Below are 16,496 nucleotides of genomic sequence, written 5' to 3'. Positions count from 1 at the left end.
CCATTCAGGGGGGCGACAATGTCAAAATCGGATAACGGGAGACACTCGAACCGCCCCAGTCCGGTACATCACGGCCGCATCTTCTGCGGAAAACCGCCACAGATGCCGGAAGATCTCCGGTTCGCCTCGGGGTCCGGACGGCTGCTCGCCCTTGCCGCAGCTGGGTTGAGCGCTTGTCGAGGGTTTGTCCAGGGCTTGTCCCGACATTCATGCATGAGTCCTGGCGTCTGCATGTGACCTTCGCGTTATGGACTCGTCCTCGACACCGTCCGTCCGGTATGAAGGTTCTTTACACCCCTCATCCGGGGCCCAGGGCGCGTGTGCGGCGCGCCCGTCGCGTACATGTCCGTATGCATCACTCAGCAAGGGACGTACGCGGTGCCCGCCCACCCCTCACCGGGAGTGGTCAAACCCTCAACCTTGAATATTTAAGGGGTAAAAAGAAGTGGCAGCGGAGATCGTCAATCCTCGCAGCGACAGCGACACCGGTACGGATCGGGGGGGCGAGGGCGGGCCCCTCGATTCCTTCGACCTCGACCCGGCGTTCGCGCTGCACCGCGGCGGCAAGATGGCAGTGCAGGCCACTGTGCCGGTCCGCGACAAGGACGACCTGTCCCTGGCTTACACGCCCGGCGTCGCGAAGGTGTGCACCGCGATCGCCGAGCAGCCGGAACTCGTCCACGACTACACGTGGAAGTCGTCCGTGGTCGCCGTCGTGACCGACGGCACGGCGGTGCTCGGACTCGGGGACATCGGCCCCGAGGCTTCCCTTCCGGTCATGGAAGGCAAGGCGATCCTTTTCAAGCAGTTCGGCGGTGTGGACGCGGTTCCCATCGCTCTGGCCTGCACCGACGTCGACGAGATCGTCGAGACGGTGGTGCGGCTGGCTCCCTCGTTCGGCGGCGTCAACCTGGAGGACATCTCGGCGCCCCGGTGCTTCGAGATCGAGCGTCGGCTCCAGGAGCGGCTGGACATCCCGATCTTCCACGACGACCAGCACGGCACCGCCGTCGTCACGCTGGCCGCGCTGCGCAACGCGGCCCGGCTGAGCGGCCGGGAGATCGGGCAGTTGCGGGCCGTCATCTCGGGCGCCGGCGCGGCCGGTGTCGCGATCGCGCGGATGCTGATCGAGGCCGGCATCGGCGATGTGGCGGTGGCCGACCGCAAGGGCGTCGTCTCGGCGGACCGGGAGGACCTGACGCAGGTCAAGCGTGAGGTGGCCGGGTTCACGAACAAGGCCGGCATCACCGGCTCGCTGGAGGACGCCCTCGTGGGTGCGGACGTCTTCATCGGCGTCTCCGGCGGCACGGTGGCGGAGGAGGCGGTCGCCTCCATGGCCGAGGGTGCCTTCGTGTTCGCGATGGCCAACCCGAACCCCGAGGTCCACCCGGAGATCGCCCACAAGTACGCGGCGGTCGTCGCGACCGGGCGGTCGGACTTCCCGAACCAGATCAACAACGTGCTGGCGTTCCCGGGGATCTTCGCGGGCGCGCTCCAGGTGCGGGCGTCCCGGATCACCGAGGGCATGAAGATCGCGGCGGCCGAGGCGCTGGCGTCGGTCGTCGGTGACGACCTCGCGCCGGACTACGTCATCCCGTCGCCGTTCGACGAGCGGGTGGCTCCGGCGGTCACGGCGGCGGTCGCCGCGGCGGCCCGCGCCGAGGGCGTGGCCCGGCGGTGACCCGCTGAGCCGGCCCGGTTGACCCGAATGGCCCCGCCCGCCGAGGGCGGGGCCATTTTTTACCTTCCGGCTGCGCTGTTCGGGCGTCAGGCCCCCGTGGTGGCCCGCCCCGGCACGGGCCGTCCCGCAGGGCCTGCCGGGCGGCGTTTGCGCAAGAGGGTGTGTGTCACAGCCGCCCGGCGTTCCAACGGGAGCGCCGGGAACCTATCGTCGGCGGCATGTTCGCTGCCTACGCCGCCCGAATCGACCGTGATCAGCCGCTCGCCGGCCTTGAGTTGGGGGAGCGTCCGGCCCCCGAGGCGCGTGCGGGCTGGGCGACCGTCGATGTCCGGGCCGCCTCCCTCAACCATCATGATCTCTGGTCCCTGCGCGGCGTGGGCCTCGCGGAGGACAAGCTGCCGATGATCCTCGGCTGCGACGCCGCCGGGATCGACGCGGACGGCAACGAGGTCGTCCTGCACTCCGTCATCGGGCAGACGGGGCACGGCGTCGGGCCCGAGGAGCCCCGGTCGATCCTCACCGAGCGCTATCAGGGCACGTTCGCCGAGCGGGTGGCGGTGCCGGCCTGGAACATCCTGCCCAAGCCGAAGGAGCTGTCGTTCGAGGAGGCCGCCTGTCTGCCGACGGCGTGGCTGACGGCGTACCGGATGCTGTTCACCAACGCCGGGGTGCGGCCCGGCGACTCCGTCCTGGTGCAGGGCGCCGGCGGCGGGGTGGCCACCGCCGCGATCGTGCTCGGCAGGGCCGCGGGACTGCGGGTCTTCGCGACCAGCCGGGACGAGGCCAAGCGGAAGCGGGCTCTGGAACTGGGCGCCGTCGAGGCGGTGGAGCCGGGGGCGCGGCTGCCGCAGCGGGTGGACGCCGTCATCGAGACGGTGGGCGCGGCGACCTGGTCGCACTCGGTGAAGTCGCTGCGGCCCGGCGGCACGATCGTCATCTCCGGGGCCACCAGCGGGGACCGGCCCTCGCACGCGGAGCTCACACGGATCTTCTTCCTGGAGCTGAAGGTCGTCGGATCGACGATGGGCACCAAGGACGAGCTGGAGGACCTGCTCTCGTTCTGCGCGGCGACCGGGGTCCGGCCGGTGATCGACGAGGTGCTTCCGCTGGACCGGGCGCGGGAGGGCTTCGAGCGGATGGAGTCCGGTGAACTGTTCGGGAAGATCGTGCTGACCAGTTCCTGAGGCAGGTACCGAGGGCGGGTCCGGTGGCGGGCCCGCCCTTTCTGCCGCCCTCCATGTCAACTGTGGTTGACATGGAGGGTTTGTCAATCTACGTTGACATCATGACCGAAGCAACGGATCTCGCCGAGCGGGCGGGGGACCACGATCCGCGGGTCGGGCTGCGGGCCGTCGCCGCGCTGCGCAAGCTGCTGGAGCAGCTGGAGGCGGTGCAGGTGCGCAGTGCGCGCAATCAGGGCTGGTCGTGGCAGGAGATCGCCGCCGAACTCGGCGTCAGCAGGCAGGCCGTTCACAAGAAGTACGGGAGGCGATGATGTTCGAGCGGTTCACCGAGGACGCGCGTGCCGTGGTCGAAGGGGCCGTCGGGCACGCCGAACGGGAGCGGGCCGAGCGGGTAGAGGAGGTGCACCTGCTGCTCGCCCTGCTGGACCGGGAGGGCAGCCGCGGCTCCTTCGCGCTGGCCGCGCTCGGACTGTCCGGGGAGCGGCGGGAGCGGGCCGCCGGGGAACTCGTCGCCGTACGGCGGCGCGGCGGGCTCTCCCGGGCCGAGGAGGAGGCCCTGGCCGGGCTGGGCATCGACCTCGCGGCGATCGTTTCCCGGGTCGAGGAGACCCACGGGGAAGGGGCGTTGGCCTCTGCCGGGGGGCGGCGGTCCCGGCGGCGGCCGTTCGGACGCGGAGCCAAGGAGGTGCTCACCCAGAGCCTGCGCATCGCCCTGGCCCGCCGCGACCGGGAGATCGGCGACCAGCATCTGCTGCTCGCCCTCGCCGCCCGGCCCGGCGTCCCGGCCGAGGTCCTCGCCGATCACGGGGTGACCCACGACGGGCTGGTCCGGGTGCTGTACGGCGGTGCGGGCGAGGCGAAGGCCGGCTGACGGGCCGGCGCCTTCCTCCGCTGGTCGCCCGGTCGCCCGACCCGCCGGTCGCCTGGCTCGTCGTGCCGCCGTGCCGCCGGTCGCCTGGCTCGTCGTGCCGCCGTGCCGCCGGTCGCCCGCTTCCCGGGGGTGCAGTGGGCCGGGACCCGGGGCCGCAGGTCCGCAGGCGGAGGGTCAGGCGTCCGGGGTCCGCAGCAGGGCGCCGATGCGGGCCGCGGCCGCGGTGAGATGGCGGCGGGTGTCGCGGAGCTGCTCCGGGGTGACGCCGTGGTCGCGGGCCGCGTCGCGGATGTCGTCGCGGAAGCGGTCGAGGAGGCGGTCGAGGTCGCGGGCCGGGTCTCCCGTGCCGCTGTCGTGGGCCCAGCCCGGTTCATGGTCGGCCGGGAAGTCCTCGGGGGTGAGGGAGAGGTCCGGCTCCCGGGCCGGACGGCCGGGCGCCGGGCGGTCCTTGGCCGGCCGGTCCTGGGCCGGACGCTGGGCGCCGTTGCGGCCGAAGGAGAAGTCGCGGCCGAAGTCACCGAACTCCCGGGCCAGTTCCGTCAGGCCCTCCCGCACCCCCGTGGGCCAGTCGCCGCGGCTGAAGTGGTCCTGCACCTGCTCCTGGACCCGGCGGGCGATGCGCTGCATCTCCTCCTGGGCCTGGGCACGGGCCCGGTCCTGAGCCTCCTGCGCCTGACGGCGGGCGCGCTGGGCCTCCTCGCGGGCGCGGCGGCTCTCGTCCTTGGCGCGGCGGGCCTGTTCCCTCCACTCGTGCCGGGCCCGGCGCATCTCCTCCTTCGCGGCCCGCCACGCCTCCTGCTCGGTGGGCTGCTCGCCGGACGGGGGGGCCTGCCGGGCCTCGCTCGCCGCAGCCCGCATCTCCCGGCGCAGATCACCCGCCGCGCCGCGCACATCGGCCCGGATCTCCGCGGCCAGTTCGGCGACCGACTCGCGGATCTCCAGCTCCAGGTCGGCCAGTTCACCGCTGCGGTCGGCCAGTTCGGCACGGCCGGCGTCGGTGATGGCGTACACCTTGCGGCCGCCCTCGGTGGTGTGGGTGACCAGGCCCTCGCTCTCCAGCTTGGCCAGGCGCGGGTAGACGGTGCCCGCCGAGGGCGCGTACAGCCCCTGGAAGCGCTCCTCCAGGAGGCGGATGACCTCGTAGCCGTGGCGCGGAGCCTCGTCCAGCAGCTTCAGCAGGTAGAGCCGGAGGCGGCCGTGGGCGAAGACGGGGGGCATGTCAGAGCACCTTCTTGTCGGTCGGACCGTCGGCCTGGTCGGGGGCGGAGGCGGGGTTCTCGGCCTGGCCGGCCCCCGCATTGTCCCCCGGGGCGTCAGGGGATCCGTCCTGCGCGCCGGAGGCCGGGGCCTGCGCGTCGGGGGTCCCGGCCTGCGCGCCGGAGGTCTGCGCCTGCGCCGTGTCCTGCGCGTCGGGGGCCGGGGCCCCGCCCTCCTCCGCGGCCTGCGGGGTCCCCTGCGCCGCGTCCGGGGCGCGGTCCTTCCCGTGCGGGTCCGCGTCCCGCAGGCCGGAGCGGGCGTCCCAGGACTCGTCCTCGGACGGCGGGCGGCGCAGGAGGGCGATCGAGCCGGAGACGGTGGTGGCCTTCAGCCGGCCGTTGCCCGCTCCGAGACGGCCCGTGATGCGCTTGGCGCCCCACTGGCCGCTGACGCGGAGATCCTCGAAGGCGTTGGAGACGGAGCCGCTCGCGGTGTTGGCCTCCACCTGCGCGTCGGCCGGGTGCGGCAGCCGGATGGCGATCTCGCCGGAGACGCTGGTCAGGCTGATGTCGGTGGGGCGGCCGGCCGGGTCGAGGTCGACGACCATCGAGCCGCTCACCGAGTCGGCCTTCACCGACGAGCCCGCCTCGACGACGGTGAGGTCGCCCGAGACGGAGTTGAAGCGCAGGTCGCCCGAGAGGGCCTGGGCCTCCACGCTGCCCGAGACGGTGTCCGCGCGCACCGGGCCCGCCAGGCCGACCAGGGTGGTGTCGCCGGAGACGCCCTTGACCTCGGCGCGGCCGTCGATGCCGGAGACCACGGCGGCGGCGCTGACCACGCCGACCTCGACCCGGGTGGTCGCGGGGACCGCCAGCGAGACCACGGCGCTGCGGCGCCAGCCCTTGCGGTCGAGCCACTTCAGGAAGCCCTTCCAGGGCAGATCCTCGTACGCCACCGTCAGGGTGCCGTCCTGCTGGGTCACCAGCAGGGGCGGGCCTTCGACGTCGGTGACCTCCAGACGGGCGGACCCCTCGTCCGTGCCCACCACGTTCACCGTGCCGTTGACGATGCGCACCTGGAGCTGGCGCACGGGCTCGTCGAAGGTGAGCTTCCTGGGCTCCGCGACGGACCACTCGGACATGGTGCAGACCTCCGAACCTGAGGGGGCGACGAACCGTCGACCGCCGACACGCCATATCGCGTGTCGTGTATTCACGATATATCGCGGATCGGCAAAGTCAAGACGCTCGTTCCGGCGAGCAGCCGCCCATGGGTGAGCGGCGGTGAATTGTCCTAGCGTGTAAGCATGTCGACGGACAGATTCCGCTTCGGTGCCCGAGCTCCCGCCCCCGGCGCGCTGCTGCTCTGCCGGGCGGATCCCGGAGCCGTCGCCGCCGTCGCCCCGCTGCTGCGCGAACCCGCGCTGCTCGCCCCGGCGGGCGACGGCTGGAGCGTGCTCGTGCCGGAGGGCAGGCCCTGGCTGCACGGCGGGGAACCCGTCGACGAAGTGGTCGCCGGCTGGGCCGCAGCGCTCGCCGTCGGCGCCCCCTGGCCCGTGCTCGCCCTGTGGTGGGACGCGGACCGGGGCGGCTGCACCCTCGCGTCCGGCTTCCGCCGGGCCGTCGGCTACGTGTGGCTGGCCGACGGCACGCCCGCCGGAGAGGGCGAGGCCATGCGCACCTTCGCCGCGCGGCTCGGACTCGACCCCGTCCTGGACGTGGAGGCGCTCGACCTGCTGACGCGGCCGGACGCCGAGGCCGACGTACGCGCGCGGGTGCGGGGCCTGATCGCCGTTCTCACCCGCGCGGGTGTGGACCTGCCCGCCGGGCTCGGCCCCGGGGAGTCCGCCGACCGGCTCCGCGAGGCGGCGCGCTCGCTGCCGGGAGTGCGCCGGACCGGCCGGGACGAACGGCACGGGGCCGTGCGTGCGGAGCCGGACGTCATGGAGGACGGTCCGGCCAGGCCCTTCCTTCCCCCGGCCGGCGGCCCCGCGGCCCGGCTCCTCGCCCCCGCCCAGGTCGCCGCCGGGCTCTCCCTCCTGGGCTGGGGCGCCTGCCGCCGCAGCGGCGGCTGGGCCGTGGCCGGCGCGGTCCTCCTGGCCCACGGCGCCCTGGGCCTCGCCCGCGACGCGATGCGCCCGCGCGACTGAACATCCCGCGCGACCGGACATCCCGCGCGGTCACCGGCCCGGGGCGGTGCGATCTCCACGGCGCGGCGCCCCGCGCGACCGCACGGCCGGGTGCCCCGCCGCACGGGCCGGGCCGTGCGCGTCCACGTCTCACCCGGCGGAGCGCGTCACATGGCGAGGCGCCCCGTGCGCCCCGTCGCCCCGTGCAACCGTACGCCCCGTCGGGCCGTGCGGCCCGTGCGGCCCGTGCAACCGTACGGGCCGCGCGTCGCCGCGGCCGTGCGACCCGTGCGCCGCGCGTTCCCGGCGGCACGGCGGTCGCCCCGCTCGCCACGCCCCGAGACCCGGCGCCGCACTCCGGGACCTTCCCCCGGCCCCCGTCCCCGCCCCCGGGTCCGGCCGCGTTCCCCTCCGCCTACGCTTGACGTACCGAACCGGCACGCACGTACGCAGGAGAGAAACAGCCCATGTACTTCACCGACCGCGGCATCGAGGAGCTGGAGAAGCGGCGCGGCGAGGAGGAGGTCACCTTCGAGTGGCTCGCCGAGCAGCTGCGTACGTTCGTCGACCTCAACCCCGACTTCGAGGTGCCGGTCGAGCGGCTCGCCACCTGGCTCGCGCGGCTTGACGACGAGGACGACGAGTGATCCGGCCCCGCGAACTCCGCTGAACGCCCTTCCGGCTTCGGCCAGTTGATCCACATCCCTCGCCCCCCGACTTCATCGGGCGTTAGCCTTTCCCTCCCATCGCGGTAGAGCCAGAGCAGCGCATGCGAACGGACGGGGGCGTCATGGGCGGAGGCATCGAACGGATCAGGCTGGACGACGGGACCGTCGTCTGGGCGAGGATCTCCACGGAGGACGAGGAAGCGCCCCACGGGGGCGGATACCGGGACACCGGCGCAGGGGAACGGGTCATGGATCTCGCGGGCGGCCTCGCCGGCACGGTCGGCGGTGTCGTGCGCTCCCTGCGCGCCGGTCTGGACACCACGGCACCCGTCGAGGTGTGCGTCGGCTTCGGCATCGAACTGTCGGCGCAGGCGGGCAGGATCGTGAGCGCCATCGCCGGCGCCGGAGGCCAGGCCACGCTGTCGGTGTCCCTGACCTGGACCGAACCCGCGGGCGACGGCGGCGCACCACGGCCCCCGGCGGCCGACGAGCCACCCGAGGGGACCGCGGACCCGGCCTCCGGCACCGTATGAGCGCCCTTGAGGAGATGGTGCGCCCCTCGCTGGCGCGCATCGTCGCGCCGCGTGACGGGTATGCACCGGACCGTGACGGATACTGGGGGAGCGGTTTCTTCGTCGCGCCGGGTTGGTTGCTGACCTGCGCGCATGTGGTGGCGGAGGGGGGAGCGGCTGTGTGGCGAGGGGAGAGCGCCGTGGGCGTCACCTGGCAGGGCGGCCTCACCACCGGCGAGGTGGTCCTCGCCAAGCCCCGCCCCGAGGCGGCCGATTCAGGACGGCGGCACTGGGGCTTCCCCGACGTCGCCCTGGTCAGGGTGCCCGCCGCCGTGCAGGCGCGGTGCGTGTGGCTGAGCGACCGGGCACCGGTCCTCGGCACCCCGGTCAGCTCGCACGGCTGGTCCCGGCAGACCGGCGACCTCGGTGTACGGCATGTCACCGGCGAGATAGAGGGCTTCGACGGCAGGGCGCTCGTCCTCAAGGGCGGCCGGCTGGCCGACGGCCTCTCCGGCGGCCCCGTCGTCGATCTGCGTCACGGCACGCTGGTCGGCATGAACAAGGGCCGGAACGAACACGAGGGCGCCGCCATGGCCGTCACAGCCCTGCGCGAGCTGTTCGACGTGCGAGGCGGCGACGTCCTGCACACGGTCGTCCGCGAGCACGACCTGCACCATCTGGAGCGGTTCACCGACGGGACGGCCGACGACGACTGGACCACCGTCCAGAGCGGGCTGCCCGGTTACGCCGCCACCGGCGTCACCCCCGAGCTGCGGGTGCACCTCTACGGCCATTTCGCGCACCTCCCGCCCCCCGGCCGCAGCGGCGAGGTCATGACCCTCGTGCACCGGGTCCGGCGGCGGGTGACCGGTGAACGCCAGCCCTCGCCGATCCTGCACGAGCCCCGCACCTGGCGCGAGGGCGCCGGACTGCTGCTCGGTCTGCGCGACCGCCGGGCGCGCAGCAGGGCCGAGGCCGAACTCGACGCCGTCCTGCTCTACGCCGCCGAGGTCGCCCGGCACACGGTCGAGGAGCACCCGGCGAGCGTCGACCGGGAGCGGCTGAGGGCGTTCGCCGACTGGATCACCGAGCAGTCCCGCCGGTACGCCCACTGGGCCGCCCGCGACACCGTCGACAGCCTCCTGCGCGGCCTGTTCATCACCACCCGCCGCGCCGAGCCGCGGCTGCGCGCGGACGTCCTGGTGAGCGTCGGCGACCGTGTCTACGGCGACCTGTACCCGTGGAGCGTGCAGCTCCTGTACGACGGCCAGGACGTCACCCCGGTCGCGGGCGACGACCGCGGCGTACCGCTCGCCGGGCTCTACGACGCCGTACGGGAGCCGCTGCTGCGGGCCCTGCGCCAGGGCGACCAGGGCGAGCACCTGGCGGCGGTCGAGGTGTTCCTGCCGCGCCGGCTGTTCGACCTGCCCGTCGACGAGTGGCGCCTGGTCCCGGAGGAGGGCCGCCCGCGCGACGACGGCCGGACGGCCGACGAGGACGCCACCACCCCCGCGACCGGCCCCGCGACCGGCCCCGGCCCGGACGCCGGCGGCATGGACGAGGAGGCCGGTGCCGACTACGACGACGCCGACTACGACGACGCCGACTTCGACTTCGACGAGGACTCCGTGCCGCTCGGTCTGCGCCGCACGGTCGTCATCCGGGACCTGAAGCGCAGCACCCGCGCACCCAGCCCCGAGTGGCGCAAGCGCTGGAACGGCGTGCGGCGCGGCCCGCTCACCCACGCCCCGCTGCGCGCGGAGGCCCCCGCCGAGGGGCATCCGCCGGGAGCCCGCCGGGAGTCGGGCGTGGCCGCCTACGGCCGGCTGTCCACGCTGGAGGACGGTCACGTGGCCGTGCACTGCGGCCCCGTCACCGGACGTGAGGGCCGTGAGGCGATGGCGGCCGCGCTCACCGCGGGCCACGCGGTGCTGCTGTGGCGCCGGGACGCCCACGACCACGCCGACTGCGCGGCCTTCCACCGTCAGGCCGCGCGGGTGCTGGAGCTCGCCGGCCGGGCCGAGGGGCTGCACCGGCCGGTGCGCGAGCTGCGCATCAGCCTGGCGGATCCGGACACGGCCAGCACCCGAGGTCTCAAAGGCAAGATCGCGGTGATGTTCGATCCGCCGGACCGGCCCGCGCACGGGACGGAGGCCATGCAGCCGCCGCCCCTGGTCGGCCCCGACAACTGAATGTCCGTCAACTGCACTGTCCTGCAAGGATTTTCTCCGGGCCGGAAATGAGGCACGAAGCGTCCGGGAACTCGGCAGGCCCGGCCGCCTGACGGTAACGTCGTAGCGGCGCGGCCGGGTCCGCTTAATGATCACCACAGCCGGGAGGAGCCCAAGGTGAACGACTGGCGGATCTACCGCGGTGTGGGCCAGCCGCACGACGGCATGCAGCGGCTGCCCGACCCGCCCCCCTGGCGCGACTTCGCCGCCGCACGGCACGAACCGGAGTCCGGCCCGGGCGACCCCGGCAGCGCGCGCAGGCTCGGCGTACGGCGCCGCATGGTGGAGAACTACGCGCCCCGCCCCGCCGAGGTCGACGCCGTCAACGCCGCGCTGTACCTGCGCCGCCCGCTGCTCGTCACCGGCAATCCCGGCACCGGCAAGTCCACCCTCGCCTACGCCGTCGCGCACGAACTCGGCCTCGGCCGCGTGCTGCGCTGGCCCATCGTCAGCCGTACGACCCTCCAGGACGGCCTCTACCGCTACGACGCCATCGGCCGGCTCCAGGACGTGCAACTGGAGCGCGCCCAGGGCACGGAGGCGGGCGCGGCGGGCACCTCCGGCATCGGGTCGTACATCCGGCTCGGCCCCCTCGGCACCGCCCTGCTGCCCTCCGGGTCGCCCCGGGTGCTCCTCATCGACGAGCTCGACAAGAGCGACCTCGATCTGCCCAACGACCTGCTGAACACGCTGGAGGAGGGCGAGTTCGCGATCCCCGAGCTGGAGCGCGTCGCCGACCGGGAACCGGTCGTGGAGGTCCTCACCCACGACGGCCGGCGCGTCGAGGTGCACGGCGGACGGATCGCCTGCACCGCCTTCCCGGTGATCGTGCTCACCTCCAACGGCGAACGCGACTTCCCCGCCCCGCTGCTCAGGCGCTGCGTCCAGCTCGAACTGGAGCCGCCCGGCGAGGAGCAGCTCACCGCGATGGTCGCCGCCCACCTCGGCGAGGAGAGCGTCACCACCGGCCACGACCTGATCGACCGTTTCCTCGACCGGGAGCCCGGCGAGGTCGTCGCCGCCGACCAGCTGCTGAACGCGCTCTTCCTCACCCAGCACGCCCCCCACGCGGAACGCGTCACGCGCGAGCGGATCGCGGACCTGCTCATGCAGCCGCTCGACCGTTCGAGGTGATGACCGGATGCCGGGGATGCATCTGGACGAGCTGATCCGCAGACTCCGCCAGGGCGGCCTCGACCTCACCGCCGAAGAGGTCGCGGACGCGGTCTGGCTGGCCCGGCGGATCGGCTCGCGCCCGCCCCGCGACGCCCCCGAGGACGCGGCACCCGCCGGTCCCGCGTCCCTGCCGCCCGACACCCGCCGGGACACCCCGGCCGAGGACGGCGACCGGGACGAGGAGCCCCGGTCCGAGCCGGGGCGCACCTCCGACGTCGTCCCCCTGTACCGGTCGGGCGGCGGCGCCCCGCGTCCGACCGACGCCGACGACTTCGCCCCCTCCTTCCCGGTGCGGGTGCCCGCCGCCGGCGCGCTGCCGGGGCTGCTCGGTCTGGAGAAGGCGCTGCGCGCCCTCGGCCGCTACCGGGTCACCGCCGACACCCCGCAGGACGACCTCGTCGACGAGGAGGCCACCGCCGAGCGCGCCGCCGCCGGCGGGGTGCTGCTGCCCGTCATGCGCACCGGCCGCCGCCGGCGCTGCGACATCCAGCTGCTGATGGACACCGGGCCCGCCATGGCCGTCTGGGGCCAGATGGTCGAGGAGCTCCGCCAGGCATGCCAGCAGTCCGGGGCCTTCGCCTCCGTACGCGTGCACCAGCTGTACGCCGACGGCACCGGCACCCCCCTCGTCGGTACGACCGCCGGACCCGGCCGGCACACCCGGCTGCGGGCCGCCGAGGAACTGCACGACCCGACCGGGCGCCGGCTGACCATGGTGATCAGCGACTGCGTGGGCCCGCTGTGGCAGAACGGCAGCGCCCAGCGGCTGCTGCACGCCTGGCCGCGCACCTCCCCGATCGCCGTCGTGCAGCCGCTGCCGCCCCGGCTGTGGGGCCGCACCGCGCTGCCCGCCGAACCGGGCCTGCTGGTGCGGCCCGGCGAGCTGGGCGGCCGGATCGGCTTCGAGCCGGACGAGGAACCCTGGGACGAACCCGCGCCCGACGCCCGGCCCGTGCCCGTCCTGCAGCCCACCCCGGAGGCGTTCGAGGCATGGGCGCGGCTGCTGTCCGGCACCGGCCCCACCAGCGAGCGCGCCTGGGCCGCCTGGACCGCCCCGCGGCCCCCCGGACCGGCCCCCGTGCCCGCCGGCCGCACCCGCAGCGACGAGGAACTGCTGCGGGCCTTCCGGGCCGGTGCCTCGCCCGGCGCCGTCCGGCTCGCCGTCTACCTCGCCGCCGCGCCGCTCACCCTGCCGGTCATGCAGCTCGTGCAGCGGGCCATGCTGCCCGACACCGGGCCCATGGAGCTGGCCGAGGTGCTCCTCGGCGGCCTGCTGCGGCAGCTGCCCGGCACCGCGGACCAGCCCTGCTTCGCCTACCCCGGCCGCGTGCAGGACCTGCTGCTCGGCTCCCTGGACCAGGACACCGCCGTCCTCGTCCTCAAACACTGCTCCGCCTACGTCGAACGCCACTTCGGCAAGGGCACCCGCAACTTCGCCGCCCTGGCCGCGGCCCGGCTCGCCGACCACGCCCCGGACACCGACCCCGCCGGGTCCCTCGTGGACGAGGGCGGCCCGCAGGACGGACACCACGACGCCGAGGCGGAACTGTTCGCCCGTATCCCCGCCCGCGTCCTGCGCCACTACCTGCCCGACCTCGTCGCCGCCCAGCCCGTCGCGGCGGCCCGGCGCCTGCTGCGGCAGTACCGCAGCCTCGCCGACCCGGCGGTGCTGCACCGGGCCCGCGAACGCGCCGAGGCGGCGGTCCTCGCCACCGCCGGCGAGCCCGGCGACCCCGTCCCGGCCGCCGACGTCCAGGCCCGGCTCGTCCTCGGCCAGGTCCTGCGCGCCGAGGCCGGCACCGCCGCCGCCCGCGCCGGCGAACGCCGTACGGAGCTGCTGGGCGAGGCCGTGACGGAACTCGCCGCCGCCCACCGCGCGGCCGCCCCCGACAGCGCGGAACAGGCCGAGGCGGCCCTCGAACTCGCCGCCGCGCGGCACGAGCTGTGGCGCCTGACCGGCCGGCGGGAGCTGCTGACCGACGCGCTCGCCGTCCTGGCACCCGACACCGCCCCCTGGCCCCAGGCCGCCCGCCGCGCCGCCGAGCCGGAACCCGCCGAGCCCTGGCCGGCCGCCCACCGCTCCCGCCTGCTGCACCGCGGGCGCCTGCTGCTCGCCCTGCGCCGGCCCGGCGCGGCCGTTCCCGAACTGCGGGAGGCATGCGCCCTGCTCGACGCCGAGGGCGCCCCCGCGTCCGTGCGCAGCCGGGCCCTGCTCGACCTCGTCACGGCGCTGCGGGGCGCCGGGACCGACGACACGTCCGTGCGCGACGCCCTCACCCGCGCCGAGCGGACCGCCGGCGGCGACCCCGACCTGCTGCTGCCCGTCCTGGCCGCCCGGGCCGCCTTCCACGACGCGGCGGGCGAGGCCCGCGAAGCGGACCGGGCGTACGAGGCGGCGGCCATGCTCGCGCCCGCCGACAGCGCCCGCCGCTGCGAACTCCTCACCGCGTGGGGCGAGTCCCTGCTGCGGCGGGCCTCCGCGGCGGACGGCGCCGACGTCGTCGACCGGGCCGAGAACGTCCTGCGCGAGGCACTGAAGTCCCTCCCCGCCCGCTCCGCCCAGCGCGGCCGCCTCCAGGGCCTGGTCGGCAGCGCGCTCGCCCAGCGTTTCCGCCATCTCGGCTTCCTGCCCGACCTGTTCGAGAGCCGGCACCTGCTGGGACAGGCCGTACGGGCGGCGGCGGACGCCGGGGTGCGGGCCGAGGTGTGGCTGCAGCTGGGCCGAGTGCGCCTCGAAGGCTGGTACCGGGCCGGTGCCCCCGTCCTCGTCGACGCCCTCCAGGCGTACGAGAACGCCGAACGCGAGGCCCGCGCCGCGGACGGCGCCGATCCCGGCTCGGTGACCGCGGCCCGGGCCCGTCACGGATGCGGGGCGGTCCTCGCGCTCATGGGGCGCCCCGGCGCGGCGAGGGAGGCGTACCGGGCGGCCCGAGAACAGTGGCAGCGGCTGGTCGGCGCGCTGCGGGACGTCGACTGGGACGACGTGGAGCTGACCCGGCGGCTGTCGGAGGAGCACGACGCCGGCCGCGCCGTCACCCCGCCCGTACCGGAACGCGACTGGCCCGCCGCGGCCCCGCCCTGGTGGCCGTGGACACAGGCGTGGAACAGACCGGACAACCCGACCGCTGTTGACCGGAGTTGATCGGCCCCGGGTTTCTGCTACCGGCCGGTCGGGAAGAACTGGGCAGCTATGGCGACTGTGCGGGGCGGCGGCATCGGCAGGGAGGAGCCCAAGGTGGGGGAACAGAGGAATCAGGACGCCGGTCCCCACGGGGACGCCGGGCCGGCCGTACCCCTGCCTGACCTGTCCGGCATGGATCTGACGGCGCTGCGCGCCCTGGACCATCCGGAGCTGAGTGCGGCCGTGCACACCGGTCTGCGCCACCCCGGCGAGTTCCGCGAGGTCTGGTACGACGGCGGGGGCGAGGGCGGGACGGTCCCGGACCAGCCTGCGGAGCGCCGGTTTTCGGCCGGACTCGGTGCCGGGACCCGGGGGCGGGACGACCGGGAATGACCTCGGTGCCGTTCCGCGCCGACGTCATCGCGGCGCTCGCGCGGACTCGGCCTGTGCCCGCAGCCGCCGAGGCGCTGCGCTCCGCCGTGCACACCCGCCGCCTGCTGCTCGTGAAGACCCTGCTCGTCCGTGTCGAGGAGGGGGACCTCCTGCCCCGGCCCGAGGCGCGAAGGCAGTTCGAGAAGGCATGGGCGCTGCTGGTGGCGGCCGAGAGAACCGATGCCGCAGCGGTTCGGGACGTGCTCGACTACCCCATGATCGGGGCCTGGCTCACCGAGATGCTCGCCGAGACCGACGAGGCCGCCGCCGAACTGCACGCCGCGCATCTGGGCGGCGTGGCCGCGGTCGCTGCCGTTCGCGCCGGTCACCTGGCCGAGGAGACCCTTCGGGTGGCTTCGGGCACCCTCACCCTTCCAGGCATGGGCATCTTGCGCTGCCCTTCGGGGCGCGTACGACTGAGCGGTGCGGCCGGGCAGCTCAGGATCGCCGACGCCGACGGCCACGGCGAGGCCGTCCTGCCCCGGCCGGAGACGCGGACCGACGGCAGGCCGTACGGGCGGCACGACGCCTCGGGGTGGTCCGCGCTGCGAGTGCTGCCGGGCAGTGCGGTCGTCCTGGACGACCTCGACCCCTACCGGGCGCCGCCCGGCGGGATAGGGCCCGCGGCGCTGCCCCCCGCCGAGCGGTCGGCCGACTCCCGGGCGGCGTGGGTCCGAACCTGGAGTCTGGGCCGGAGCCTTCTCGTCGCGGCCGACCCCGACCGTGCCGTCGAGATCTCCCAAGTACTCAGGGCCGTGGTCCCGCTGGCTCCCCCGGTGTCCGACGGCAGGGCCCCGACGGGGGCAACCCGGAGGGCCGCTCCCGGCGCTGTCCTGGCCCAGCTTCCGGGCGCGGCCTGGGAGCTGGCCGAGTGCCTCGTCCACGAGACCCACCATTCCAAGCTGGCCGTGCTGCAGGAACTCGTGCCGCTGTACCGGCCCGGAGGAAGAACTCTGCACACGGTCGGCTGGCGGCCCGATCCGCGCCCGGTCCCGGCGGTGCTCCAGGGCACCTACGCCCATCTCGCGCTCATCGACCTCTGGTCACGGATCCGGGGTCGCACGGCCGTGCCCGCGGCGTGGCGGCAGCGGGCGGCCGAGCGCTTCGACCAGTATCGAGAAGACGTCGACCGAGCCTTGTCCGTGCTGCTGGAATCCGATGAACTGACCTGTGCGGGAAGGGAATTCGTCTGCGAGATGGTGAAGCACCACACTGCTCTTGACGCGCCGACCCGACAGGTGATGTGACAGTCCGCAAGAGAACAGCTGCACTACGTTAGCGTTTGCGTGACAGTG

14 protein-coding genes are annotated in these 16,496 nt (G+C 74.7%); 12 read left to right on the top strand and 2 right to left on the bottom strand.

Annotation, left to right across the window (positions count from 1 at the left end):
* The first annotated feature begins 445 nt into the window (after nt 1-445).
* The 4 genes from ACIQGV_RS16820 (at nt 446) to ACIQGV_RS16805 (ending at nt 3,736) form a co-directional block, all read left to right on the top strand.
* Entirely contained in the window at nt 446-1,681 is a 1,236-nt protein-coding gene (locus ACIQGV_RS16820) for an NADP-dependent malic enzyme (protein WP_402495301.1), read from the top strand.
* Between the two features lie 218 nt (nt 1,682-1,899).
* Nucleotides 1,900-2,865, top strand: coding sequence for a zinc-binding dehydrogenase (locus ACIQGV_RS16815; RefSeq protein ID WP_402495300.1), 966 nt, complete (start codon nt 1,900-1,902; stop codon nt 2,863-2,865).
* 101 nt (nt 2,866-2,966) lie between these two features.
* Nucleotides 2,967-3,176 (top strand): helix-turn-helix domain-containing protein, encoded by a 210-nt coding sequence (locus ACIQGV_RS16810; RefSeq protein WP_402495299.1) that lies wholly within the window; start codon nt 2,967-2,969, stop codon nt 3,174-3,176.
* Nucleotides 3,176-3,736, top strand: coding sequence for a Clp protease N-terminal domain-containing protein (locus ACIQGV_RS16805; protein ID WP_402495853.1), 561 nt, complete (start codon nt 3,176-3,178; stop codon nt 3,734-3,736). Before ACIQGV_RS16810 ends, ACIQGV_RS16805 begins: the two co-directional genes overlap by 1 nt.
* A 174-nt stretch (nt 3,737-3,910) precedes the next feature.
* On the opposite strand, the gene ACIQGV_RS16800 is transcribed toward ACIQGV_RS16805, so the two are convergent.
* Nucleotides 3,911-4,954: a helix-turn-helix transcriptional regulator gene (locus ACIQGV_RS16800; RefSeq protein ID WP_402495296.1), complete on the bottom strand. Its 1,044-nt coding sequence runs from the start codon at nt 4,952-4,954 to the stop codon at nt 3,911-3,913.
* Between the two features lies 1 nt (nt 4,955).
* Entirely contained in the window at nt 4,956-6,074 is a 1,119-nt protein-coding gene (locus ACIQGV_RS16795; RefSeq protein ID WP_402495294.1) for a DUF4097 family beta strand repeat-containing protein, read from the bottom strand.
* Between the two features lie 165 nt (nt 6,075-6,239).
* On the opposite strand from ACIQGV_RS16795, the gene ACIQGV_RS16790 reads away from it, so the two are divergent.
* From ACIQGV_RS16790 to ACIQGV_RS16755, 8 genes are all read left to right on the top strand, one after another.
* On the top strand, nt 6,240-7,082 hold the full coding sequence (locus tag ACIQGV_RS16790) for a hypothetical protein (RefSeq protein ID WP_402495292.1): 843 nt from the start codon (nt 6,240-6,242) through the stop codon (nt 7,080-7,082).
* Between the two features lie 446 nt (nt 7,083-7,528).
* Nucleotides 7,529-7,708, top strand: coding sequence for a DUF6104 family protein (locus tag ACIQGV_RS16785; RefSeq protein WP_003992906.1), 180 nt, complete (start codon nt 7,529-7,531; stop codon nt 7,706-7,708).
* 122 nt (nt 7,709-7,830) lie between these two features.
* Nucleotides 7,831-8,262, top strand: a complete 432-nt coding sequence (locus ACIQGV_RS16780; RefSeq protein ID WP_402495290.1) for a CU044_2847 family protein — start codon at nt 7,831-7,833, stop codon at nt 8,260-8,262.
* Nucleotides 8,259-10,433, top strand: a complete 2,175-nt coding sequence (locus tag ACIQGV_RS16775) for a trypsin-like peptidase domain-containing protein (protein ID WP_402495289.1) — start codon at nt 8,259-8,261, stop codon at nt 10,431-10,433. Before ACIQGV_RS16780 ends, ACIQGV_RS16775 begins: the two co-directional genes overlap by 4 nt.
* Nucleotides 10,434-10,589: 156 nt before the next feature.
* Nucleotides 10,590-11,606, top strand: a complete 1,017-nt coding sequence (locus tag ACIQGV_RS16770) for an AAA family ATPase (protein WP_402495288.1) — start codon at nt 10,590-10,592, stop codon at nt 11,604-11,606.
* 7 nt (nt 11,607-11,613) lie between these two features.
* Complete coding sequence (locus ACIQGV_RS16765; RefSeq protein WP_402495286.1) at nt 11,614-14,790, top strand: SAV_2336 N-terminal domain-related protein; 3,177 nt, start codon at nt 11,614-11,616, stop codon at nt 14,788-14,790.
* A 48-nt stretch (nt 14,791-14,838) separates the two neighbouring features.
* Nucleotides 14,839-15,162, top strand: a complete 324-nt coding sequence (locus ACIQGV_RS16760) for a hypothetical protein (protein ID WP_402495285.1) — start codon at nt 14,839-14,841, stop codon at nt 15,160-15,162.
* Nucleotides 15,159-16,448, top strand: a complete 1,290-nt coding sequence (locus ACIQGV_RS16755) for an aKG-HExxH-type peptide beta-hydroxylase (protein WP_402495283.1) — start codon at nt 15,159-15,161, stop codon at nt 16,446-16,448. The genes ACIQGV_RS16760 and ACIQGV_RS16755 overlap by 4 nt, the downstream gene beginning before the upstream one ends.
* Nucleotides 16,449-16,496: the final 48 nt, after the last annotated feature.

This window comes from Streptomyces sp. NPDC093094, assembly GCF_044754345.1.
Lineage (GTDB): Bacteria > Actinomycetota > Actinomycetes > Streptomycetales > Streptomycetaceae > Streptomyces.
The sequence above is the reverse complement of the archived record's forward strand: the minus strand, read 5'-3'. Positions and strand labels throughout refer to the sequence as shown.

What these genes read in the sequence shown, in the direction of transcription:
- ACIQGV_RS16815 (WP_402495300.1), top strand. Translation starts at nt 1,900, where the DNA reads ATGTTCGCTGCCTACGCCGCCCGAATCGACCGTGATCAGCCGCTCGCC.
- ACIQGV_RS16810 (WP_402495299.1), top strand. Translation starts at nt 2,967, where the DNA reads ATGACCGAAGCAACGGATCTCGCCGAGCGGGCGGGGGACCACGATCCG.
- ACIQGV_RS16805 (WP_402495853.1), top strand. Translation starts at nt 3,176, where the DNA reads ATGTTCGAGCGGTTCACCGAGGACGCGCGTGCCGTGGTCGAAGGGGCC.
- ACIQGV_RS16800 (WP_402495296.1), bottom strand. Translation starts at nt 4,954, where the DNA reads ATGCCCCCCGTCTTCGCCCACGGCCGCCTCCGGCTCTACCTGCTGAAG.
- ACIQGV_RS16795 (WP_402495294.1), bottom strand. Translation starts at nt 6,074, where the DNA reads ATGTCCGAGTGGTCCGTCGCGGAGCCCAGGAAGCTCACCTTCGACGAG.
- ACIQGV_RS16790 (WP_402495292.1), top strand. Translation starts at nt 6,240, where the DNA reads ATGTCGACGGACAGATTCCGCTTCGGTGCCCGAGCTCCCGCCCCCGGC.
- ACIQGV_RS16785 (WP_003992906.1), top strand. Translation starts at nt 7,529, where the DNA reads ATGTACTTCACCGACCGCGGCATCGAGGAGCTGGAGAAGCGGCGCGGC.
- ACIQGV_RS16780 (WP_402495290.1), top strand. Translation starts at nt 7,831, where the DNA reads ATGCGAACGGACGGGGGCGTCATGGGCGGAGGCATCGAACGGATCAGG.
- ACIQGV_RS16775 (WP_402495289.1), top strand. Translation starts at nt 8,259, where the DNA reads ATGAGCGCCCTTGAGGAGATGGTGCGCCCCTCGCTGGCGCGCATCGTC.
- ACIQGV_RS16765 (WP_402495286.1), top strand. Translation starts at nt 11,614, where the DNA reads ATGCCGGGGATGCATCTGGACGAGCTGATCCGCAGACTCCGCCAGGGC.
- ACIQGV_RS16760 (WP_402495285.1), top strand. Translation starts at nt 14,839, where the DNA reads ATGGCGACTGTGCGGGGCGGCGGCATCGGCAGGGAGGAGCCCAAGGTG.
- ACIQGV_RS16755 (WP_402495283.1), top strand. Translation starts at nt 15,159, where the DNA reads ATGACCTCGGTGCCGTTCCGCGCCGACGTCATCGCGGCGCTCGCGCGG.